This is a genomic window from Streptomyces sp. NPDC001941 (assembly GCF_040296945.1).
Lineage (GTDB): Bacteria > Actinomycetota > Actinomycetes > Streptomycetales > Streptomycetaceae > Streptomyces.
This window is the reverse complement of sequence record NZ_JBEOYE010000112.1, coordinates 1-22038: the sequence shown is the minus strand read 5'-3', so window position 1 is coordinate 22038 and position 22038 is coordinate 1. Positions and strand designations below refer to the sequence as shown.

Annotated in this window: 16 protein-coding genes; 7 read left to right on the top strand and 9 right to left on the bottom strand. The window is 73.0% G+C overall.

The window, feature by feature from the left end:
• The first annotated feature begins 54 nt into the window (after positions 1-54).
• Positions 55-1047, top strand: a complete 993-nt coding sequence (locus ABT160_RS40765) for a glycoside hydrolase family 26 protein (protein ID WP_351653859.1) — start codon at positions 55-57, stop codon at positions 1045-1047.
• Between the two features lie 24 nt (positions 1048-1071).
• Here the strand turns inward: ABT160_RS40765 and ABT160_RS40760 are convergent, their stop codons facing one another.
• A complete protein-coding gene (locus ABT160_RS40760; protein ID WP_351653857.1) occupies positions 1072-1977 on the bottom strand; it encodes a methylenetetrahydrofolate reductase in 906 nt (301 codons plus the stop codon).
• Positions 1978-2207: 230 nt separating this feature from the next.
• Here ABT160_RS40760 and ABT160_RS40755 point away from each other — a divergent pair, with 230 nt between their 5' ends.
• A complete protein-coding gene (locus tag ABT160_RS40755; protein WP_351653855.1) occupies positions 2208-2414 on the top strand; it encodes a hypothetical protein in 207 nt (68 codons plus the stop codon).
• Positions 2415-2425: 11 nt separating this feature from the next.
• Here the strand turns inward: ABT160_RS40755 and ABT160_RS40750 are convergent, their stop codons facing one another.
• From ABT160_RS40750 to ABT160_RS40715, 8 genes are all read right to left on the bottom strand, one after another.
• Complete coding sequence (locus ABT160_RS40750; RefSeq protein ID WP_351653853.1) at positions 2426-3658, bottom strand: MFS transporter; 1233 nt, start codon at positions 3656-3658, stop codon at positions 2426-2428.
• 64 nt (positions 3659-3722) lie between these two features.
• Positions 3723-4535, bottom strand: a complete 813-nt coding sequence (locus ABT160_RS40745) for an SDR family NAD(P)-dependent oxidoreductase (RefSeq protein ID WP_502984391.1) — start codon at positions 4533-4535, stop codon at positions 3723-3725.
• A gap of 10 nt (positions 4536-4545) precedes the next feature.
• Complete coding sequence (locus ABT160_RS40740) at positions 4546-5793, bottom strand: aminotransferase class I/II-fold pyridoxal phosphate-dependent enzyme (RefSeq protein WP_351653852.1); 1248 nt, start codon at positions 5791-5793, stop codon at positions 4546-4548.
• The gene (locus ABT160_RS40735; RefSeq protein ID WP_351653850.1) at positions 5790-7928 is read right to left on the bottom strand and encodes a condensation domain-containing protein; all 2139 of its coding nucleotides are present in this window, start codon (positions 7926-7928) and stop codon (positions 5790-5792) included. The genes ABT160_RS40740 and ABT160_RS40735 overlap by 4 nt, the downstream gene beginning before the upstream one ends.
• A 10-nt stretch (positions 7929-7938) precedes the next feature.
• Positions 7939-9222 (bottom strand): beta-ketoacyl-ACP synthase II, encoded by a 1284-nt coding sequence (gene fabF / locus ABT160_RS40730; RefSeq protein WP_351653848.1) that lies wholly within the window; start codon positions 9220-9222, stop codon positions 7939-7941.
• Positions 9223-9266: 44 nt separating this feature from the next.
• Entirely contained in the window at positions 9267-10985 is a 1719-nt protein-coding gene (locus ABT160_RS40725; RefSeq protein ID WP_351653847.1) for a thiamine pyrophosphate-binding protein, read from the bottom strand.
• Entirely contained in the window at positions 10982-13666 is a 2685-nt protein-coding gene (locus tag ABT160_RS40720) for an aldehyde dehydrogenase family protein (protein WP_351653845.1), read from the bottom strand. The genes ABT160_RS40725 and ABT160_RS40720 overlap by 4 nt, the downstream gene beginning before the upstream one ends.
• A 533-nt stretch (positions 13667-14199) precedes the next feature.
• The gene (locus tag ABT160_RS40715; protein ID WP_351653843.1) at positions 14200-15690 is read right to left on the bottom strand and encodes an alpha/beta fold hydrolase; all 1491 of its coding nucleotides are present in this window, start codon (positions 15688-15690) and stop codon (positions 14200-14202) included.
• Positions 15691-15846: 156 nt separating this feature from the next.
• Between ABT160_RS40715 and ABT160_RS40710 the strand changes: the two genes are divergently transcribed.
• The 5 genes from ABT160_RS40710 to ABT160_RS40690 all read left to right on the top strand — a co-directional run bounded on the left by ABT160_RS40710 (position 15847) and on the right by ABT160_RS40690 (position 21914).
• Positions 15847-16413 carry a glycerol-3-phosphate responsive antiterminator gene (locus ABT160_RS40710; RefSeq protein WP_351653841.1) on the top strand — a complete coding sequence of 189 codons (567 nt, stop codon included), beginning with the start codon at positions 15847-15849 and terminating at the stop codon, positions 16411-16413.
• 277 nt (positions 16414-16690) lie between these two features.
• Positions 16691-17989 carry an MFS transporter gene (locus ABT160_RS40705; RefSeq protein ID WP_351653839.1) on the top strand — a complete coding sequence of 433 codons (1299 nt, stop codon included), beginning with the start codon at positions 16691-16693 and terminating at the stop codon, positions 17987-17989.
• Between the two features lie 65 nt (positions 17990-18054).
• The gene (locus tag ABT160_RS40700; RefSeq protein ID WP_351653837.1) at positions 18055-18831 is read left to right on the top strand and encodes an SDR family NAD(P)-dependent oxidoreductase; all 777 of its coding nucleotides are present in this window, start codon (positions 18055-18057) and stop codon (positions 18829-18831) included.
• Positions 18832-18887: 56 nt separating this feature from the next.
• A complete protein-coding gene (locus ABT160_RS40695) occupies positions 18888-20351 on the top strand; it encodes an FAD-binding oxidoreductase (protein WP_351653835.1) in 1464 nt (487 codons plus the stop codon).
• A gap of 123 nt (positions 20352-20474) precedes the next feature.
• Positions 20475-21914: an FGGY-family carbohydrate kinase gene (locus ABT160_RS40690; RefSeq protein ID WP_351653834.1), complete on the top strand. Its 1440-nt coding sequence runs from the start codon at positions 20475-20477 to the stop codon at positions 21912-21914.
• The last annotated feature ends 124 nt before the right edge of the window (positions 21915-22038 follow it).

Sequence of the window (22038 nt, the reverse complement as noted above, 5' to 3'; positions counted from 1 at the left end):
GCCCCCTCCGCCCTCCTCATCGTCCCCTCATGGTCGGGGCGGCACTGTGGACGCGTGAACAGCCACCTCAACCGCCTGTCCGCCGTCGCCGCCGCGCTGCTGCCGCTGGCCCTGCTCGCCACCGCGTGTTCCGGCGCGGACGGCGACACGGGTGCGGCGCGCCCCGAGCGCGCCAGCGCCTCCGCCTCCGCGTCCGCGTCCGCTCCCGCGACGACCGCCCAGGCCCCTCTCGTCCCCGCGCACGGCGCCCTGCTCGGCCACTACTACGGCGCGGGCACGCAGGCCGAGACCGACGAGCGGATCGGGCGGACACCCGCCGTGCACCTGTCCTACTACGACTGGTCGGAGGACTGGGCCAACGCACCGGCCACCCGGGCGGACCTCGCCGACGGGCGCGTCCCGCTGGTCAACTGGGAGCCGTTCGGCGTCGACTTCGACGCCCTGATCGACGGCGACCTCGACGAGACGGTCCGCGAGCGCGCCGACGCAGCCAAGCGGCTCGGCAAGCCCTTCTTCCTGGACTTCGCGGCGGAGATGAACGAGGAGGAGGGCTGGGGCGGCCACGACCCGGAGAAGTACGTCGCCGCCTACCGCCACCTCCACGACGTCTTCGAGAGCCGGGGTGCGACGAACGTGGTCTGGGTGTGGTGCCCGAACGTCACCGACAGCCCCGATGCCCCGCCCGCCATGGCCTACTACCCCGGCGACCGGTACGTCGACTGGACCGGCGTCGACGGCTACAACTGGGGCACCTCCGAGCCGGGTTTCGCGTGGCAGGACTTCGAGGAGCGCTTCGCGGACATCTACGACCGGCTCGCCGCGAAGGGCAAGCCGGTCATCATCGGCGAGACGGGTTCGGACGAGGCCGGGGGCAGCAAGGCGGCGTGGATCGACGGCGTCGTCCCCACGCTCCAGGAGCGGTTCCCTCTGGTCAAGGCGCTCGTGTGGTTCGACGTCGACAAGGAGCGGCACTGGCGGATCGATTCCTCGGCGCAGTCGCTCGCGGCCTACCGGCGCATGGCGGCCGACCCGTACCTCAATCCCTGATCACGGCGTGAGGCGCGGTCCGTGTCATGCGCCCACCCTGCCGTGCCCCTCCTCGGCGCGGAAGCCGGCGATCCACCGGGCCGTGGCGGCGATCCCGCCGAAGGTGTAGAAGTGCAGCCGGACGACCCCGTGGCGGGCCGGTTCGTAGCCGTCGGCCAGGGCGCGGACGAAGCGGTCCGGGCCCGCCGTGCCCATCAGGCCGGTCAGCGAGAAACCGTACTTCCGCGCAATGGACGCGCTGGTGGAGACGCCGAAGCGGGTGGCGTACGTCATCAGCCGCTTGACGCCGGCCGGGCCCGGCACCCCGACCCGCACGGGTGCGGTGACGCCGCGCCCGCGCAGTTCCTCGATCCAGGCCAGGACCGGGGCGGCGTCGAAGCAGAACTGGGTGACGACGTCGCCCGTGAGGCCCTCCCGGGCCAGGGCCGCGTTCTTGGCCTCGACGGCCGCCCAGAGCTCCGGGGTGGCGATGGCGGGGTGGCCCTCGGGGTACCCGGCGACGCCGACGTGCCGCACCCCGTGGGCCTGGAGGAGGCCCGACCGGATGAGGGCGAGCGCGTCGTCGTAGGGGCCGTGGGCGGTGGCCGGGTCGCCGCCGACGACCAGGACGTTCTCGACGGTGCCGTCGGCGCGCAGCCCGTCGAGGAACCCCGCCAGCTCGTCCCGCGAGCGCAGGCGCCGGGCCGAGAGGTGCGGTACGGGGACGAGCCCGGCCGCCCGTACGGCGCGAGCGGCGGCCCTTCTGGTGCCCGGCTCCTCGTTGCCGAGGAAGGTGACGTTGACGCGGTTGCCCGGGGGAATGTGCTCCCGGGCCGCTTCCAGGCCCGGGACGTCCTTGCCGGTCATCTCCAGGGAGTGGTCCTCCAGGAGGGAGGCGGGTGCCGTGGCCGGGACGGCGCTCGGGGCGGGGGCCGGGGAGGGGCGGTCCATGGTCTCCTCGTTCGCGTGGTCGTCCCCCGGAGTATCGGATGCCGCCCGGGAGCGCCGGGACGCGGGGTGGGTCGTAAAGGGGTGGGTCGTGGAGGCGTGGGGCGGTGGTACGGGGTGGGTCGTACGGGTACGGGACGTGGCGGCGCGTGGCCCCGGGGCGCGGTCCCGTCCGGGGTGATTCACTCGTGCGGTCGGTGCGTGCGTCCGGTCATTCGGGGAATCCGTTGGCCATGGACACCGTCACCGCTCGCCGCCGGGCCCGTCTGGCCCTGGCCGCGCACGCCACGACCGCGGATGAACTCACCGACTGGCTGGCCATGTTCGACCTGCACCCGGGCTCCGACCGCGGGTACGCACTCGGTGCGCCCGACGCCCCTGAGGCCCCCGACTCCCCCGACGCGGGTGCGCCGACCGGCCCGGACGCGTCCGAGCGGTAGGACGCGCGGGCTCAGCGCAGGGAGCGGATCGCCGGGCTCGCGGCCACCAGGGCGGCGCACGCCAGGACCGCGCCGCCGCAGGTCAGGAACAGCGTGGTCGTCCCGTACGGCAGCAGGACGCCGGCGATCACGTACGAGAACGGGTCGAACGCCACCGTGGCCAGCACGACCAGGCTGAGCACCCGGCCGAGCAGCCCCTCGGGCACCCGCTCCTGCAGCGTCGCCACGATGACCACCCCGAGGAACCCGGAGCCGAGGCCGACGAGCGAGACCACCGCCGTCGCGGCGGCGACGTGGGTGGCGGCGGCGAGTCCGGCGACGCCCGCGCCGATCGCCGCGACCCCGCCCACCACGAGCAGGCCCCGCCGCGAGGACGTCCACCATCCGGCCGCCAGCGCCCCGGCCAGCGATCCCGCCCCGAAGCCGGACAGGACGACGCCCAACGCCCCTGCCCCGCCCAGGCGTTGGTCGGCGAGCACCGCGCCGCCCACGATCACCGGGCCCACCACCGCGATGTTGATCAGGGCGACGGCCGCCAGCATCCCGCGCACCACCGGGGCGTGCCAGGCGAACCGCAGCCCTTCGGCGAGGGCGCGCGCACTGCTCTCCCGCCCGCCCCCGGCGGCGTCCGGGACGTCACCGGTTCCCGTGCGCTGCCCGCGCCGGACCAGGCGGACGAGCGCGCTGAGGGCGAGGGCGGCCAGCGCGGCCAGCACCGTGATCCCGCCGAGCGCCACCTCGAAGCCGGCCGCCGCGACGATCCCGGCCGCCACCGCCGGGCCCACCAGGTCGCCACCCGACTCGGCGCCCTGGACCAGCGCGTTGACCCGGGCGAGCTTCTCCGTGGGGACGACGGTGGGCAGCAGGGCCAGGGCCGCGGGGAAGTACGCGGCGTCGGCGACGCCGAGCAGCCCGCCGAGCAGGGCGATCCCGGTCACCGTCGGCGAGGTGAGGACGACCAGCGCGCCGAGGGCGAGCAGGACGGCGACCCGCAGCCAGGAGGCGGCGGCCACGACGCGGGTGGGGCCGATCCGGTCGACCAGGACGCCCGCCGGGAGCAGCAGCGCGGCGCGCGGCAGCGCCACGGCGACGAGGACGAATCCGGTGGTGGCGCCGGGTCCGGACAGTTCGAGCACGTAGAGCGTGAGCCAGATCAGGAACAGCGCGTCGACCACGGCCGCGAGGCCCTGGCCCACGACCAGGCGGACCTGGCCGCGTCGCTCGGTGGTCAGCACATCGGACATGTCCGCTCGCAGATGCCGGGGGGACGGGGGCGTGTAGGACGGGGGCCCGGGTGGGGCACGGCTGTCAGGCGATGTGCGTGCCCCCGTCGACGGTGAGGGTGGTGCCGGTGATGTACGAGGCCGCGTCGGAGACCAGGAAGACCAGCGCGGCGGCGAGTTCCTCGGGGCGCCCGACACGGCCCGAGAGCACGCGGGCCAGGGTCGCCTCCACGTACCCCTCGGCGTAGCCGTCGGTCATCGGTGAGCTGAAGAGGCCGGGGGCGAGGGCGTTCACGCGGATGCCCCTGGTCGGGGTCCATTGCTGGGCGAGGTCCCTGGTGAGGCCGAGGAGCCCGGCCTTGGAGGCCGAGTAGGCGGCCTGCGGCAGGCCGCCCGTGACCAGGGCGAGGATGCTGGAGACGTTGACGATGGCGCTGCCCGGCCCCATCACGGCGCCCGCGGCCTGGGCCATCCAGTACGAGCCGTTGAGGTTGGTGTCGACGACCTCGCGGAACTGCTCCGGGGTCTCGTCCGCGGCCGGGACCTCGCTGCTGATCCCGGCGTTGTTGACCAGGACGTCCAGGTGTCCGAACTCCTTCACGGCCGCGTCGACGAGCGCCCGGCAGTCCTCGGGCCTGGCGATGTCGGTGCGCACGGCGACCGCCCGGCGGCCGCGCGCCTCCACGGCGACGCGCACCGTCTCCAGCCGCTCGGCGCGGCGGGCCCCGAGCACCACGTCGGCGCCGGCCTCCGCCAGTGCGGTGGCGAAGGCGGCGCCGAGGCCGGAGGAGGCGCCGGTGACCACGGCGACGCGCCCGTCGAGCCGGAAGCGGTCGAGGACGCCCGGCGCCGGGCGGTCGTGGGCGGGTGCCGCGCCGGGCGGGCGGGGGCCGGACACCGAGGCGGGGTCAGACACCGAGGCGCTCGCGGTACGCGAGGAGGGTGCGCAGGAACCCGTCCATCTGCTCCTCGGTGTGGCCCGCGTGCGGGAACAGGCGCAGCAGCGCCTGGTTGCGGGTGACGGCCGGGTAGGAGAAGACCGGCACGAGGTAGCCGTCCTCGGCGAACCACTCCCTCATCTGCAGGGCGGCGGCGTCGTTGCCGATGGGCACGGAGAGCATGTAGGAGTCGGTGGGCGTGGTCGGCGTGCCCGCCTCGTGCATCTGACGGCGGAAGCGGGCGGCGTGCGCCAGGTAGTCGTCGACGATGCCCGGGTCGGCGGCCAGGGCGTCGATGGTGCGGGTGGCCGCGTACGCGGTGGGCGGCTGGATGGCGGCCGTGAACATCGAGGTGCCGGAGAGGAGTTCGAAGGCGTCGACGGCGGACGCGGGCCCGGCAATCGCGCCGCCCTCCAGGCCGATGGCCTTCGACAGGGACACCATCACGAAGTCGGCCCGTTCGCGGATGGCCGCCGCCTCCCGGGCGTAGGGGCGGTTCTCGGGTCCGTACACCATGAAGCCGTTCGCGTCGTCGATCATGCTGATGGCGCCGTGCCGGTCGCACGCGTCGAGGATCTCGACGACGGGTCCCATGGTGCCGTCGGCCGAGTAGATGCTCTCGGCGATCACCACGGTCTTGCGGGTGCTGACCCGTTCCAGGATCCGCGACAGGTCGGCGGGGTCGTTGTGCCGGAAGGCGTGGACCTTGCGTCCGTACTCCAGGCCCTCCAGGCCCTTCCAGATGCTCCAGTGCACGTCGCGGTCGACGACGAAGACGGTGTCGTGGTTGCTGACCTCGATCCCGGCGTCGAAGTGCGCGGAGCTGCTCATCGCGTGCACGAAACCGATGTTGGCGAGCAGCCCCGTGGCGAAGCTGATGGCGCGCTCCTTGCCCGTGTGGCGGGCGATCGTCTCCTCAAGGACCTGGTGCGGGCGGCAGATGCCCTGCGTCATCCTGGATCCGCTGGTGCTCAGGCCGTGCAGCCGCGCGCCCTCGGCGAAGTGGCGCCGCACGGGTACGTGGCGTTCCAGGTCGAGGAAGCTGATGCTGGCGAAGTTCACCAGCTCGCGGCCGTTGCGGACGATGGTCGGGCCGACCGGGCCCTCCACCACGGGCGGGCGGTAGGCGGTGTCATGGGTGTTGGCCTCCACGAAGGCCGCGAAGGCCCACGGGGCGAGGCGGTCCACGGACTGCGCGGGGGCGGGGGTCGCGGTCATGGCGGGGTGACTCCTCCACGGTGGGCGGCGCGGGGCGGCAGGGGTTCCAGGGCGGCGGCGAGGTGGCCGAGCGAGGCCGTGCCGGCCAGCTCGTCGGACGCGATCCCGGTGAGGCCCGACCGGTGGAGCTCGGCCAGCAGCCGCGGCACGGCGACCAGCGTGACGCCGTGGTCGGCGAGGCAGCGGTTCATGTCGACCGACCCGGGACCTTCGGCGGGGCCGGGTGACGGGCCGTCCGCCCGGACGGCCAGGACGGCGGCGGCCAGGGCCCGTTCGGCCGGAGTCGCGGGCGGGCGGCACGCGATCCGCAGGGCGCCCGCCGCGACGGTGGTGGTACGGGGCGGGGCGTCGGGTCGGCCGGGGTCGGTCCGGGTGAGCACGTAGCGGTCGGGGGCGAAGAGGCCGGGTACGTCGCCCAAGTGGTCCAGGAGGTGGCGGTGCAGGTCCTCGGCCGTGACGTCGCGGGTGGTGCGGGCGTACGCGACGAGGAGCCGTTCACCGTCCTGCCCCGGGGCGTACTCGTCGCCTGCCTCCCACGGGTGCCTGCCGCCCTTCCGCGCGTACCGGCCGCCCTCCCCCGGCGCGTCCTGGCCGCCTGTCTCCCGCGCGTACCGGCCGTCGTCCCCGCGCGCGTCCTCGCCGGGTGCCGCGGTCGCGTCGAGCACTCCGGGGTGGCCTCGCAGCACGTCCTCGACCGCAGGCAGGAACACCCAGCCGCGCGGCGCGCGCCACCATCCGGCCGCGGGCGGCGTGGACGGACGCGCGGGGACCAGGCACGGGTCGCCGTTCGCATCGCCGTTCACATCGCCCTCGGCATCGCCCCTCACATCGCTCGCGGCGAGCCGCCGCAGCAGGGCGCACAGGCGGACGGGCAGCGCCTCGGCCTGTGCGGCGTCGAGCAGGTGGTCCCCGACGGTGACGTCGAGGGTGAGGACCCCCGCGTCGCGGCCGAGGTCGACGTAGAGCGTGTCGCAGGGCTCGTCGGGTGCGCTGGTGGCCCAGGTGACGGTGGTGTCCGGCGGGTCGTAGTACGCGGGGACCACGTACTCCCGTGGCCACGCGTAGCAGTTGTACTCGATGGCGGGTACGGTCAGGGCGCCCCGGCGGCGGTCCATGCGGGCCTGTGCGGCGACCAGTTCGGCGGGCCGCCAGTGGCCGTGCCGGTAGGCCGCGGCGCAGGCGGCGGCGACGCGGGTGACGACCTCGCCGAACGCCGCGCCCGGGCGCAGGTCGATCTGCACGGGCACCGTCAGGGCCCGGACGGCGACGCTGGTGCGCAGGGCGGCCCGGGTGCGGTGGGAGACCACCACCGAGGCCAGGAAACGGTGTTCGCCGGTACGGGTGGCGACGTCCAGGGCCAGGGCCGCGAGCATGACGGTCTCCGGGCTGGCCCGGTGGAGGCGGGCGAGCCGGTCGAGGTCGGCGTGGGCGCGCACCGAGCGGTGCTGGAGGCGGTGGCGTCCGGCTCCGTCGGGGGTCCCGCCGAACGGGGCGAGCACCCCGGTCGGGTTGGTCGCGTACCGCGCCAGCCAGGCGCGCTCCGCCGCGCGGGCCCGCTTCGGGTGCTGGTCGTCGAGCAGGTCCAGCGGATGCCAAGGGCCTTGCGGTGGAGGGGGGTTGCCCGACAGCAGGTCGTGCAGCTGGTCGACGAGGACCGCGAGGCCCCAGCCGTCGATCACCACGTGGTGGACGGCCAGCACGACCGCGCACGGCTTGCCCCGGTGGAGCAGCACCCGGGCGTGCCAGGGTGGCCGGCTCCCGGGGTCGATCGGCCGGGCGGCCAGCGCGGCGGTCGCGGCGTCCAGGGTGCCCGCGTCGACGACGGGCAGGTCGGCGCAGTCGACGGGCAGCGGGGCCCAGTCGGGGCGGTGGACGTGCTGTACGGGACGGAGCGGGTCGACGGTGGTGCGCAGCGCCTCGTGGCACGCGGTGAGGGAGGAGAGGGCGCGGTGGACGTCGGCGACGGTCGCCGGGGGCGGGACGTGGCAGTGGTCGGCGAGCGGCGTCGGGTTCACCCGCCGTGCCGCGGGGACGGTGCGTTCGAACCAGTGCCACTCCTGGATCCAGCTCAGGGGGCCGCTGCGGATGACGGTTCCGGAAGCCGGACGGGCCTGTGTGCGAGGGGAGTTGACCACGGGCGCGCCCTCACACGGCCCGGACGACGAGGGCCGCGTTGTGGCCGCCGAAGCCGAACGAGTTGCTGAGCGCGGTCCGTACGCCTTCGTGGTGCTGCGCCTTGTGCGGTACGAAGTTGATGTCCGGGTCGATCGGCTCGTCGCAGTTGATGGTCGGCGGCACGTCTCCGGTGCGCAGGACCTGGATCGACGCCACGAGCTCGACGGCCCCGGCGGCGCCGATCATGTGCCCGGTCATCGACTTGGTGGAGCTGACCGGGACGCGGGTGACGCGCTCGCCCAGCACCTCGCGCAGGACGGCCGTCTCCATGGCGTCGTTCAGGAGCGTCCCGGTGCCGTGCGCGTTGACGTAGTCCACGTCCTGCCCCGTGATCCCCGCGTCGCGCAGCGCGGCCTCGACGGCGAGGCGGGCGCCGCGGCCTTCGGGGTGGGGCGCCGTCCAGTGGTGGGCGTCGGAGCTGGCTCCGTACCCAGTGAGTTCGGCCAGGGGCGTCGCGCCCCGCCGTTCGGCCGTCTCGGCGGCCTCCAGGACGAGCACGGCGGCGCCCTCGCTCATCACGAAGCCGTCGCGCCGGGCGTCGAACGGCCGGCAGGCAGCGGCCGGGTCGTCATTGCGCCGGGAGAGTGCGCGGGCGTTGCCGCTGCCCGCGAGGTCCACCGCCGTGACGCAGGCGTCGGCGCCGCCGACCACGACGACGTCGGCCTCCCCGTGGCTGATCATGCGCATGCCCGCACCCACCGCGTCGGTGCCGCTGGCGCACGCGGTGCTCTGGGCGCGGCTCGGCCCCTGGGCGCCGAGCCGCATGCTGATCTCCCCGGCGGCACTGTCCATGGCGGTCGTGACCTGGGCGAACGGGCTGACGAGCCGGGCCCCTCGGTCGCGCAGCGTGTGCGCGGCGCGGTAGATCGACCCCACCGGGCCGTAGCCGCTGCCGATGATCACCGCGACCCGGGGCGCCATCCGTGCGTCGACGACGAGGCCCGCCTGCTCGCAGGCCTCCAGCGCCGCCGCGAGGGCGTACTGCGCGTACGGGTCGGCGCGCCGGCTGACCGGCCTGGGCATGTAGCGGCCGGGCGTGAACCCGCGGACCTGGCCGCCGATCCGTACGGCGAGGCCGGTCACGTCGATCGCCTCCACGGTGTCGACGCCGCTGCGCCCGGCCAGCAGCGCGCTCCAGGTCTCCTCGACGCTGTGGCCGAGCGGTGTCACGGCGCCGTACCCGGTGACCATCACCCGGCGCCCGGCCCGGCCGCGCCCCGCGTCGTCCCGCTGCCCCGCGTGCGCCGCTCGCACGCCTTGTGTCCCTTGCATTCCTTGCGTCGTCCGCACCCCTTGCGTCACTGGGGAACCACCTCCGCGTCGTGGAGGGCCGGGAGTACGTCGTCGGGGGCGACCGGCACCATGAGCACCGCCGTGCCTCCCCGGGCGCAGAACCGGCGCGCGGTGGCGATCTCCTCGGTCAGCGCGGCCTTGTCGCGCAGCACCCGGTGGTGGATGTCCGGCCCGTCCACCGCGGGGGGCGGGACGTCCGGACGGGTGAAGGGGTGGCGCCGGGCGTCGAGGCCGAGGCGGGCGCGCTGTGCGTCGACCCAGCCGTAGCCGCCGTTGCACAGCACCACGTAGAGCACGCCGCCGTGCGCCCGGGCGGTGGCGGCGATGTCCGCGCGGGCGGCGAGGAAGGCGCCGTCCCCGACGAACGCGGTGACCTCGTGGTCCGGGGCGGCCCGCTTGACACCGATGGCCGCGGCGGCGCCGAAGCCCAGGGGCGTCTGCTCCGAGGGCACGACGGACCCGCCGCCCGCGTGGAAGGGGAAGCCGTAGGACCACATGTCCTGGAGCCCGTTCTCCTGGACCAGTACGCGGGGCTCCTGGGAGGTGGCGTCGAGGGCGGCGAGCAGCTCGGCGATCCGGATCTCCGGGAGCGCCGCCGCACGCGCCAGTTCGGCCTCGGCGTCGAGTGCCATGGCCTTGCGGGCGGCGGCGACGTCGTTCGCCCACGCCCCGGTCGCGTCCGCGCGGGACGGGCCGCCGTCCTCGTCCAGGGCCCGTGCCCAGCCGACGACGGCGTGCCGCGCGTCGCCCAGGACGCGGGGCCCCGCGAACTCGGCCGAGAGCCCGCCCGGGTCGGTGTTGACCTGGACCACCGGGACCCGGGGCCACGGCGTCCCGCCCTCGACGGCCGTCTCCTCCAGGCGTCCGGCGAGCGACACGACCAGGTCGCAGGAGGACCACAGCGCGCGGGCGGGGGCGGCCGCGTACAGGCCCGCGAGGCCGCAGAACAGCGGGTGGCGCTCGTCGACCGCGCCCCGTCCGGACGCGGTGGAGAAGAGCGCCGCACCGAGCCGTTCGGCGAAGCGCTCGACCGCGCCGTCGTCGTTGCGGTGCCGCATCCCGCCACCCACGAGCACCACGGGCCGCCGGCTCGCGCGGAGCGCCTGGAGCGCCACGCCCCGCCGCACGGGCGCGGGTTCGAGGAGCAGCGGTTCGGGCAGGGTCGGCAGCGGCCCGTCCAGCCGGACCGCGGCCGTGCGCACGTCGTCGGGGACCTCCAGGTAGACCGGCCCGGAGGGCGGCCCCACGGCCCGGGTCAGCGCGGTCACCGTCGCGGGGACGACCCGGTCGGGATGGCCCACGCGGTGCGCCCAGCGCACCAGGGGCGCCGCCACGGCGACCTGGTCGAGCTCCTGGAACCCCCCGCTGCCGCGCCGCCGTTCGGGCGCGCCGGCCGCGAGCACCAGGACCGGCGCACCGGACTCCCGCGCCTCCAGGAGGCCGGTCGCGGCGTGGGTGACGGCGGGCCCCTTGCCGACGGCACACACCGCGGTCCTGCCGGACTGGAGCGCGTACCCGGTCGCCATGTACATCGCGTTGCGCTGGTCGCGGCACGGTACGAGGTCGATGCCTGCCGCGTCGAGGGCGCGCAGCACCTCCAGGTCGTCGCCGGGCAGTCCGAAGCAGGTGTCCACCCCGTTGGCCACCAGCACGGCGACGACGGCCGACCAGGCGTCCGGGTACCGTACGCCGTCGGTCTCGTCGGCCTCCCGCCCGGCCGTCACTGGCCACCCACCGCGACAGCGGCGGGCGCCGGCAGGTTCCGCGCCACGGCGTGCGAGACGAGCAGGGGTTCGGCGTGCTGCTCGCCGCCGAAGGAGACGTAGTTCGCGCGGGCGCCGAACCCGCCGAACGGGAGGTTGCCGTCCTCGGCTTCGAGCAGGGTGTGGTTCACGCAGGTCTGGTGCCGCTTGGAGAGGGCCGCCACCGTCTCGGGGTCGTTCCCGTACACCATGGCCCCCAGTGCGCGTTCGCTGAAGTACGGGCCCGACAGCCGCTCCCGCAGCCGGCGCGCGCTGGGGTAGGCGACGACGTTGAACACCGGGGCGAACATCTCGTCGAGGGGGATCTTGTCGTCGAAGTCCCAGAGCAGCACGGTCGGGTCGACCCTGCGCGACAGCAGGTCGATGCGCCCGCCGTGCCGGATGCGCCGTGCGTGGCGCACCAGGTAGTCGGAGCACTTCACGAGTGCGGAGTCGTAGTAGATGGGGCCGTAGTCGACGGCGGCGTCGCTGTTCTGCCCGAAGCGCAGACCGTCCAGTTCGACGGAGAGCAGGTCGACGAATTCCGCCGTGCGGCCCTGCGGCGCGAACACCACGTCGGGGCCGAAGCAGTCCTGCCCGGAATTGTAGAGGCGGATCCTTGTGACATCGTGCGCGGCCCGTTCCAGATCGGCGTCGGGTGCGATCACGAAGGGGTTTATGCCACCGCCGAAGTAGAGGAAGAGCTGGTCTTCCGCGAGGCCTTCGCGAATGGTCTCGGCATTGGCGTAGGAGCCGGTGAAGACGATGAGGTCCGCGTCCCGCACCGGCCCCGTCACGAACTTGCGCTGGCTGAGTCCGGAGAGTTCGGCGGGCAATCCGTGCACGGGCGAGAGCAGGGCGTGTAATCGCTCCGCCTGACCCTTCGTCTCCGAGGACGGACGGAAGGTGATCCGGTCGGTGTAGAGGGAGGCCACGAGTACGTACAACGCATAGGAGTAGAGCGGGATGTTGGACGGCATGAAGACGGCGGCGTACGGCACGCGTCCCGGCCGGAACCGCAGGACCTCCTCCTCGGCCCCGTCGAGGGTAGCGAGGAAGGAGCGGATCTCGGCGCGCGCGGTGCGGTGGGGCGAGATCTCGGTGAGGACGTCCATCACCGCGTCCTCGTGGTCGGCGACGAACCGGCGCACCGCGCGCAGCGCCTCGACGCGGCGGCCGAAGGGGATCCGGTAGCCGTCCGCGCCCACCGCCGGGTCGCGCACGGTCGGCTGGGCGGGCCGACGGGCGCCGTCGTGCGCGGTCGGGCGGTGCGAGGTGGGCAGGGAGGTCATGGCGATCTTCTCCAGAACGGCCAGGTCGGGCTTGCCCGTGCCGGTGAGGGGCAGCTCCGGGAGCACGGCGATGTGGTCGGGCTGCTCGTAGCGCGCGAGCGCCGGGCGCAGCAGCCGCTTCCAGTGCGCGGGCTCCCGGTCCTCAGGGTCCGCGATCACGAAGACCAGGCGGGAGCCCAGGCGTTCGTCGGGGACGGCGACGACCTGCGTCCGCGCGCCGCCGGCCGACTCCGCGCGCTCGGCGAGGTGGTCGGGGTAGAGGGTGTGGCCGTCGCGGTGCACGGCGCGCTTGCGGCCGACGGGGAAGACGCGGCCGGCCTCGTCGACCAGGCCGATGTCGCCGGTGCGGTGGACCGGGCCGGATACGGGGACGGTCCCGCCGTCCTCGCCCAGGTGACCGGTCATCAGGCCCGGGCTGCGTACGACGAGTTCGCCGAGGCGCCCGGCGGGCAGCGGCCTGCCGTGGTCGTCGTGGACCTCGACGGTCACGCCGGGCAGGGGCGTGCCGCAGCCGACCGGGTCGTCCGGCGGGGCCAGCGCGATGTTCCCCACCTCGGTGGCGCCGTACCCGTCGAGCAGGTGCCGTCCGGTCCTGGCGTGGAAGCGCGCCGCCAGGCTGCGCCCGAGCGGCGCGCCGCCCACGCACCAGGAGCGGACCGGTGCGAGGGCGTCCGCGAGGGCGGGGCGGCGGTCGAGGAGGTTGAGCAGGCTGTAGTACGTGGAGGGGGCGCCGTCCACCACGGAGAGGCCGTGCTCCGCCCCCGTCGCGAGCACGTGGTCCAGGCGCGTGGCGGGCCCGTGGACGACGAGCGTGCCGCCGCCCAGCCACCAGCAGAGGACGAGCGAGAGGCCGTACTGGTGGGAGTAGGGCAGGACGGGCAGGAAGACGTCGTCCGGCCGGTAGCGCATCCGTTCGACGCTGAGGGCGAGGTTGTCCAGGATCGAACGGCCGGAGCGGACGATCCCCTTGGGGGTGCCGGTCGTGCCGGACGACCACGAGATCACCGCGTCCTGCCGCCGCGCCCAGGCCGCGGTGTCGGGCACGAGCGCCGCGCCCCTGGCGGGCCGCGGCGCCGGGGCGTCGGCCGTCTCGTCCCCGATCTCCAGCACCACGCGCGCCCGGGCGCGGATGCGCGCCCGCTGTTCGGGCGTGGCCCGGTGGTCGCAGAGGACCACCGAGGCGTCGAGGTGGACGAGCGCGAGCAGGTTCACGACCCACGCGGGCGAGTTGGCGCCGCTCATCATCACCCGGGAGCCGGGCCCGATTCCGCGTCGTACGAGGAGTTCCGTGACGCCGGCGATGCGCGTCGCGATGTCGTCCGTTTCCCAGATGAGCCCCTCGGGCGGGACCAAGCGCCTGGCACTGAGCAACTCGCGCTCCTTAACGTGACGATCAAGGACGCGTTCGAATTACCGAACGCAGACGCCCGGACATCACCTTTTACGGCAATTTCACTTCACGGAAACAAGTTTTATCGGAAACGACTATCGCATACCCCTTGTGACGGTGTCGAGCACGGCATTGTTCGCCTCTGACACACAGGGAACTCCTGAGCAGGATGTGACAAAAGAGGCACCGCCCGGGTGTCCAATTGAGAGCGCTCCATTCGGGGCCGACCGCACGGGTGGATTCAGGAAACGGGAAGGTGAACTCTCTGGCGCGAAATAGCTGCCGCCACCAGCTGTCCCCGGCCGCCACCGGAGCGCCTTTGGCCAGATGGCCAGAATTCGATCTGGCCGGAATGACCGGCCACAATGTCCGTACCTTGCCAGGTATTGGTACGCGGTAAACGCAATCGGTCATGGCCGTGGGGTGTTTCGGCCAGCCCTCGCACTCGGCCGGTGGACGGCGCCCCCTCCGCCCACCGGCCCTCCCGCGACCAGCGGGTCAGCGGGTCACCGGGTCACTCCGCGGCGCACTGGGAGGAGCCCTTCTTCCCCGTCAGGAGGTAGTCGTCCACCCACTTGGTGACGCAGCTCTTCGGCCCGTCGCCCGTGGCCGGGAAGTAGGCGGCGTGGCCGTAGTCGTTCACCGTGAGCAGCGAGGCGCCGATGCGCCGGGCCACGTCCCGCGACCAGGTGTAGGACGTGCGCGCGTCGTTGCGTACGCCGATCACCTGGCCCACCGCACCGGCCGGCGGATCGGTCCTGGCGGACTCCCGGTCCTTGCCGGGCCAGCCGATGCAGCTCGCGGGCGAGGCCGCGATGGAGAACGCCTGGCTGGAGATGCCGACCAGCGGATTCTCACGCTTGAGGCGGTCCAACATCGCGCGGTAGGCGTCCCAGGACTGGTCACCCCCGCGCCAGTCGCTGCAGAAGATCGCCTGGGCGCCCGGGTCGTAGGGGACGGGCTTGCCGGGCTCTCCGGGGACTGTCCCGTCCGCACGGCCGGTGAGCTCCTTGGAGAAGTCCGGCCAGCCGTAGGGCGAGGACGAGCCGACCGTGGCGGAGGTGATGAAGTCCTCGACGTAACGCCCGCCCTTCTTGCGGGCGTTGTCCTGTGCCTTGCGGTAGATCGTCAGCGGGTCCTGCTTCGGCTTGTCCTTGCTCTTCTCCCGCCACCAGGTGAGGAAGGCGCGGACGTTGCGCTCGGCGGCTGCCGTCTCGTCCCCGGCGAACTTGTCGAAGGAGGTCTGGGCCCGCGGGTCGAGGGAGGAGTCCAGGTTGAAGCGCCCGGTGTGCTGGGGGAACAGGCGGGCGTACGCCAGCCCGCGCACGGTGCCGTAGGAGGCGCCCTGGTAGTTGAGCTTCTCCTCGCCCAGCGCCCGCCGCAGCGCGTCCATGTCGCGGGCGTCGGAGTCGCTGTCCAGGTGGTCCATCAGGGCGCCGGTCTTCTGGCGGCAGCTCTCCCCCAGGGCGCGGTTGTACGCGGCGCGCTGGTCGAACTCCTTCTTCGAGGCGGGCAGCATGGGGGGTGCGGCAGGCTTGTCGCAGCGCGGGGCGTTGGCGCCGAGGCCGCGCGAGTCGTAGCCGATCACGTCGTACGCGGCGGCGACGTCCTTGGAGAAGCGGTCGTAGACCCCGATGATGCTCGCGCCCTGCAGCCCCGGGCCGCCCGGGCCCCACATCAGGACGCCCTTGCGCTGCGCGGGGTCGGTGGCCTTCAGCCGGGCCACGGCCAGATTGATCTTCGCGCCGCCGGGGTCCGACCAGTCGACCGGGACCTCCAGCTGTCCGCACTCGGTGCGCTCGTCGCGCTCCACGGGCGGCTCTCCACCGCCCTGGCCCGGCTTCGGGCAGGTACCCCAGGTGATCTTCGGTTGGTACGCGTTCGACGGCGTGCCGCCCGGTGCGGCCGCCAAGGCCGCCGTCGGCAGCGCGGATCCGCCGACGGCGAGGGTCACGGCCGTGACCGCGAGGCGGGTCAGGCGCGGGACGAAGGGGTGACGCATCATGCTCCTCAAGCTGATGGGAGGGTCCGTGTGGGGGCGCTCACCTGCTTGTATAGCGATGCGGGGCTTTGAACGGCGTTTGCGGCCGTGAGCATCCGCGCACCCTTCGTGACCGCGGACGGGAGGTACGCTGACCGCCCGCACCACCCTGGAGTGATCATGCACAGCGCACACGAGGACCTGCTCGCCGAGAACCCGGTCATCGCCTCCGTCAACGACGAGGACGGGCTGCGGAAGGTGCTGGAGTCGTCCTGCCGGGTGGTGTTCCTCCAGTACGGCTCCGTGCTCGACCTGCCGGACGTGGTCCGGCGCATCAAGGACACCGGGCGCACGGTCCTGGTGAACGTCGACCTGATCGAGGGGTTCAGCAGCAAGGACGTCGTCGTGCGCTACGTACGGGAGAAGACGGCCGCCGACGGGGTGCTCAGCTCCAAGGGGCCGCTGGTGCGGGCGGCCCGGGAGGCGGGGCTGATCGCCACGCACCGGTTCTTCCTCATCGACTCGCTCTCGTACCGCAACCTGGCCGCGCAGGTGAGCCGGTCCAAGGCGGACTGGGTGGAGATCCTGCCCGGCTGCATGCCGCGGGTGATCGGCTGGGTGGTGGAGGACATCGACGTACCGCTCATCGCGGGCGGGCTCGTCTGCGACCGCGACGACGTGTTCGCCGCGCTGAAGGCCGGCGCGGCGGCCATCGCCTCCTCGAACACGGACGTCTGGGAGATGTGAGCCGGAGCACGGGCCGGGACTTTGGACCCGAACTCCGCCGGGGTCGTTGACTCCGGAGAAGAGCGGCCCGTAAGTTGATCACACGGCCCCGCGAGCGGGGCCGTCCACAACCTCATACCGGTTTCCTGCCCCAGGGCGGGAAACAGTTACTAGAGACCAGAGAACAGTAACTCCACCTCACCCGAGGGGATTGCTGTTCTCTTTTTGTTTTTCCGCCCAGGTGTTCCGCACCCGGACATTCACCGCCCCTATGTGCCCTACGAAGAGGTAGTGCTGCATGAACAAGGCCCAGCGATGGATCAGCTTCGCGATCCTGTCGATGTCCGGCGGCATCATCTTCCAGGTCGCCTACATCCGGTTCGTCTTCCTCGGGCCGACGGCCGACGCGCTGGGCCTCACCTCCCAGGAGTACGGCAACGTCATCTCGATGTTCGGCGCCGTGGCCACGGTCATGTACTTCGTGGGCGGATGGTTCGCGGACCGCTTCTCGCCCCGGCTGCTGATCACCGTGGCGCTGGCGGGCACCGGCGCGGCGGACCTGTTCCTGGCCCTCGGCCCGGGCTACGGCGGTGTCCTCGCCGCGCACCTGCTGATGGCCGTGATGGGCATGGGCCTGTACTGGTCCGCGCTGGTCAAGGCCATCGGCATGCTGGGCGACGCCGACACCCAGGGCCGGCTCTTCGGCTTCCTGGAGGGCGTGCGCGGCGTGACGTCCACGGTCGTCGGCCTCGTCGGCGCGGCGGTGGTCGCCGCGTCCGTGGTGGAGAGCGCGGGCGTGCTCTGGCTGATCCGGCTGTACGGCGTGCTCTGCTTCGTGTTCGCCGCGGCGGTCTGGTTCCTCGTGAAGGAGGACCGCGAGAAGCTGGCCGCCCTCGGCCGTACGACGGTGACGCTGAGGCAGCTGGCCCGGGCCGCGCGCAACAAGTACACCTGGCTCATCGGCCTCACCGCCATGCTGATGTACTGCTTCTACACGACGCTCGGCTATTTCTCGCCGCTCCTGGAACACGGTTTCGGGGTGTCCGCCGCGCTCATCGGCGTCATCGGTGTCATCCGCACGTACGTCTTCCAGTTCGTCGCGGGCCCGGCCGGCGGAGTCGTCGTCGACAAGGTCACGAAATCCTCTCCGGGATTCCTCCGCTGGATGTTCGCCGGATGCGCCGCCATCGCCCTGGCCTTCTTCCTCATGCCGCACACCCCGGAATTCCAGGTGGTGGCCGTGGTCCTCATGTTCGTCCTGTGCCTCTTCGTCTTCGCTGGGCGCGGGGTCTACTTCGCCACCGTCGGCGAGGTGGAGATCCCGGAGAACGAGCGCGGCGGGGTCATCGGCCTGGCCTCGGGCATCGCCTTCCTGCCGGACGCGTTCCTGCCGTCTCTGTCGGCGTGGTGGATCGGCGACCCGTCGGCGACCCCGGCGGTGCCGCAGCGCGGCGGCGGCTACCTGACCCTGTTCGCCGTACTCGTCGGTGCCGCGGTCCTCGGCGTCGTACTGACCACGCTCACCACCCGGCTCCGGCGCCGCGAGGTCGCCCGGCGCGCGCCGTCCCCGATCCCGCAGGAGCCCGCCCTGGCCTGACCCGTACGCACCGCCCGCAGCCGAGCACCGACCGCCCCCACTCCGACCTGGAGGACCGCACCACCATGGACATCACCGACTTCACCCAGGACTTCTTCTCCCTCGCCGGGAAGAACGCCATCGTCACGGGCGGCAACACGGGGCTCGGGCAGGCCTTCTCCCTGGCGCTGGCCAAGGCCGGGGCGAACGTCTTCGTACCGTCCGTGCTCGACGACGACGGCACCACGCGCCGGCTGATCGAGGCCGAGGGCCGGCGCATGGAGTTCCTGGAGGCGGACCTCACCGCGCCCGGCGTCCCCCGCCGGGTGGTCGAGGGCTGCGTCGAGGCCTTCGGGTCGGTGGACGTCCTGGTGAACTCGGCCGGGATCTGCAAGATCGCCGACGTGGCGGAGTTCGACCGCGCGCTCTGGGACCCCATGGTGGAGCTGAACCTCACCGTCCCCTTCGAGCTGAGTCACGAGGCCGTCAAGTTCATGGTGCCGCAGCGCTCGGGCAAGATCATCAACATCGCGTCGATGTTCTCCTTCCTCGGCGGCCAGTGGTCCCCGGCCTACGCCGCCACCAAGCACGGCATCGCCGGGTTCACCAAGGCGTACTGCGACGAGCTCGCCCAGCACAACATCCAGGTCAACGCGATCGCGCCGGGCTACTTCGCCACGAAGATCACCGAGGCGACGCGGGCGAACCCCGAGACCAACCAGCGGGTCCTGGACCACATCCCGGCCGGCCGCTGGGGCGACGTGGCGGACCTGATGGGCGCGACGGTGTTCCTCGCCTCGCGCGCCTCCGACTACGTCAACGGGCACGTGCTCCCGGTGGACGGGGGCTATCTGGTCCGCTGATCCGCTCCCCCTCCCCCCACCGCGCACCACCCTTCACGCAGCGAGGTAGAACCACCATGAGCAAGTCCCTCTCCAAGCTCTCCCGCGAAGAGATCGTCGAGCGCCTCTCCGAGCTGGTCGGCGCCGACCGGATCGTCACCGACGAACGGGAACTGCAACTGGCGAGCGTGGACCGGTTCAAGAAGTACCAGTCGGTCCACGGCATCTTCGACGGCCCGCTCCCGGCCGCGATCGTCAACGCCCGTTCCACCGAGGACGTCTCGAAGGTCCTCGCGTTCGCCGACGAGCACCGGATCAACATCGTCGCCCGCACCGGCCGCACCGGCACCGAGGGCGGTCTGGAGACGACGGTCGAGGACACCGTCGTGCTCGACGGCTCCGGCCTGGACGAGATCGTCCGCATCGACGCCGAGAACATGATGGCCACCGTCCAGTGCGGCGTACGGCTCCAGGTCCTGGAGGACGAGCTGCGCAAGCAGGGGCTGACCACCGGGCACTCCCCGCAGTCCAAGCCGCTGGCGCAGTACGGCGGTCTGGTCTCGACCCGCTCCATCGGCCAGCTGTCCACGCTGTACGGGGCCATCGAGGACATGGTGGTCGGCCTGGAGGCGGTCTTCCCCGACGGCACCGTGACCCGCGTGAAGAACGTGCCGCGCCGCGCCGGCGGCCCGGACATCCGGCACGTCGTCATCGGCAACGAGGGCGCGCTGTGCTACATCACCGAGGTCACGGTGAAGGTCTTCAAGTACCAGCCGGAGAACAACGAGTTCCACGGGTTCCTGGTCGACGACATGGAGACCGGCATCAAGGTCATCCGCGAGGTCGTCGTCAACGGCTTCCGGCCCTCGGTGGTCCGCGTCTACTCGCCCGAGGACGCCCGCCAGCACTTCTCCCACTTCTACGACGGCAAGTTCGTGGTGGTCTTCGTCGCCGAGGGCCCGCGCGGCATCGTGCGCGCCACCAGCGAGGAGATCGAGCGCGTGGTGGGCCAGTACGCCCACACCAAGGTCGACCCGGCGCTGATCGAGGCCTGGTTCGCCCAGCTCAACTGGGGCGTCGACAAGATCGAGGCCGAGAAGCGCCACATGCTGGAGCACCAGGAGCTCGGCTACACCACCGAGGTCTCGGTCGACTGGTCGCGCACGAACGAGCTGTACGAGAACGTCATGGGCCGCATCCGCGCGGAGTTCCCGGCCGCCGACGACCTGGTGATGCTGGGCGCGCACTCGTCGCACAGCTACCAGACCGGCACGAACCTCTACTTCGTCTACGACTACAAGATCAACTGCGAGCCGCGCGAGGAGATCGACACCTACCACGTCCCGCTCAACGCGATCATCGTGGAGGAGGCCCTCAAGGTGGGCGGCTCGATGTGCCACCACCACGGCATCGGCAAGTACCGCGCCCCCTGGACCACCCAGGAGCACGGCAGCGCGTACTACATGCTGGCCGCGCTGAAGAAGGCGTTCGACCCGAACGGGATCATGAACAAGGGGACCGTCTTCCCCGCGGACAGCTGAGGGGCCCCGCGCCCGCGGGGTGCGTACCCGCGGCGGTCCGCCACGGGTACGCACCCCCTCCCGCCCCCACCCCACGCCCACGCCGCCGGACACCGCCGTCCGGCCCTCTCCGGGGATCCGCCCATGCCCAACCACCGCCCCCGCTACTTCATCGGCATCGACAACGGCTCGCAGTCGTCCAAGGTGACCGTCTTCGACGAGTGCGGCCACACCGTCTGCGAGGGCCGCCAGGCCCTCAGTCCGTACGACACCCCGCGCCCCGGCACCGTCGAGCACCCCGGCGACGACCTGTGGAGCTCCATCGGCGCGGCCAGCAGGCAGGCCATGGCGGCCTTCCCCGGCGATGTGGCGGACATCGTGGGAGTGGGCGTGTGCACGATCCGCTTCTGCCGCGCGGTCCTCGCCGCGGACGGCACGCTCGCCCAGCCGGTGATGAGCTGGATGGACGAGCGGGTCTCGCGCCCGTACGAGCACACCAACTCCCGGGCCGCGTACGTCACGACGTCCTCGGGCTACATCGGCCACCGCCTCACCGGCGCCTTCAAGGACACGGCCGCCAACTACGCGGGGATGTGGCCGCTCGACCCCGACACCCTGGACTGGACCGAGGACGAGGAGGCCCTCAGGGCCAGCGGCATCCCGCGCGAGATGCTGTTCGACCTGGTGCAGCCCGGCGACGTGCTCGGCGAGGTGACCGCGGAGGCCGCCGCGCACACCGGCATCCCCGTGGGCCTGCCCGTCGTCGCCACGGCCAACGACAAGGCGGTCGAGGCGCTCGGCTGCGGGCTGCGCTCGACCGACACCCTGCTCGTCTCGCTCGGGACGTACGTCGCCGGCATGACGACGGGCCCGCGCAACCTTCCCTCCCCCCGCTCGTTCTGGGTCAACTACGCCTCCACGCCGCACAGTTACCTGTACGAGAGCGACGGCGTCCGGCGCGGCATGTGGACCGTGAGCTGGTACCGCGACCTGCTGGGCGAGGAGGCGGTCGCGGGCGCGCGCGAGGCGGGCCTCTCCGTCGAGGACCACCTCAACCGCGAGGCCTCCCGGATCCCGCCCGGCAGCGACGGCCTCATCACCGTCCTGGACTGGCTGGCCCCCACCGACGCGCCGCACCGCAAGGGCTCGATCCTCGGCTTCGACGGGCGCCAGGGACGGTTCCACGTCTACCGCTCGATCCTGGAGGCGCTGGCCCTCACCGTGCACGGCACGTGCGGCGCGATGGCGGACGAACTCGGCGCCGAGTACCAGGAGGTGGTGGTCTCCGGCGGCGGCTCCAACTCCGACCTGATGATGCAGATCTTCGCCGACGTGTTCGGCGTCCCCTCGCGCCGCCCGCAGGTCAACAACGCGGCGGGCCTCGGGGCGGCCATCTGCGCGGCGGTGGGCCTGGGCGTGCACGCGGACTTCGACACGGCCGTGGCCGCGATGGTGCGCCCCGGCCGCCGCTTCGAGCCGAGCAGGACGCATCACGCGCTGTACTCCCGCCTGGGCGAGGTGTACCGGGAGGTGCGCGACCACACGGACGCGATCTACCGGAAGACGTATCCGCTCTTCGGGTAGTCGGGGCGGGGGCGGCCAGGTCGTGTCGTGGGGGGGGGGGGGGGGGCGCCGCCGCCACCCCCCGCCGCCCCAGCGCAGAGGTCGTCAGCGCGGCCGGGGCGCCAGCCGCCCGCGACCGGCCGCT

Bases quoted from the DNA above. Each gene is read 5' to 3' on its own strand.
- ABT160_RS40715 (WP_351653843.1), bottom strand. From the start codon at position 15,690: ATGATGCGTCACCCCTTCGTCCCGCGCCTGACCCGCCTCGCGGTCACG.
- ABT160_RS40755 (WP_351653855.1), top strand. From the start codon at position 2,208: ATGGACACCGTCACCGCTCGCCGCCGGGCCCGTCTGGCCCTGGCCGCG.
- ABT160_RS40760 (WP_351653857.1), bottom strand. From the start codon at position 1,977: ATGGACCGCCCCTCCCCGGCCCCCGCCCCGAGCGCCGTCCCGGCCACG.
- ABT160_RS40690 (WP_351653834.1), top strand. From the start codon at position 20,475: ATGCCCAACCACCGCCCCCGCTACTTCATCGGCATCGACAACGGCTCG.
- ABT160_RS40695 (WP_351653835.1), top strand. From the start codon at position 18,888: ATGAGCAAGTCCCTCTCCAAGCTCTCCCGCGAAGAGATCGTCGAGCGC.
- ABT160_RS40710 (WP_351653841.1), top strand. From the start codon at position 15,847: ATGCACAGCGCACACGAGGACCTGCTCGCCGAGAACCCGGTCATCGCC.
- ABT160_RS40740 (WP_351653852.1), bottom strand. From the start codon at position 5,793: ATGACCGCGACCCCCGCCCCCGCGCAGTCCGTGGACCGCCTCGCCCCG.
- ABT160_RS40705 (WP_351653839.1), top strand. From the start codon at position 16,691: ATGAACAAGGCCCAGCGATGGATCAGCTTCGCGATCCTGTCGATGTCC.
- ABT160_RS40700 (WP_351653837.1), top strand. From the start codon at position 18,055: ATGGACATCACCGACTTCACCCAGGACTTCTTCTCCCTCGCCGGGAAG.
- ABT160_RS40750 (WP_351653853.1), bottom strand. From the start codon at position 3,658: ATGTCCGATGTGCTGACCACCGAGCGACGCGGCCAGGTCCGCCTGGTC.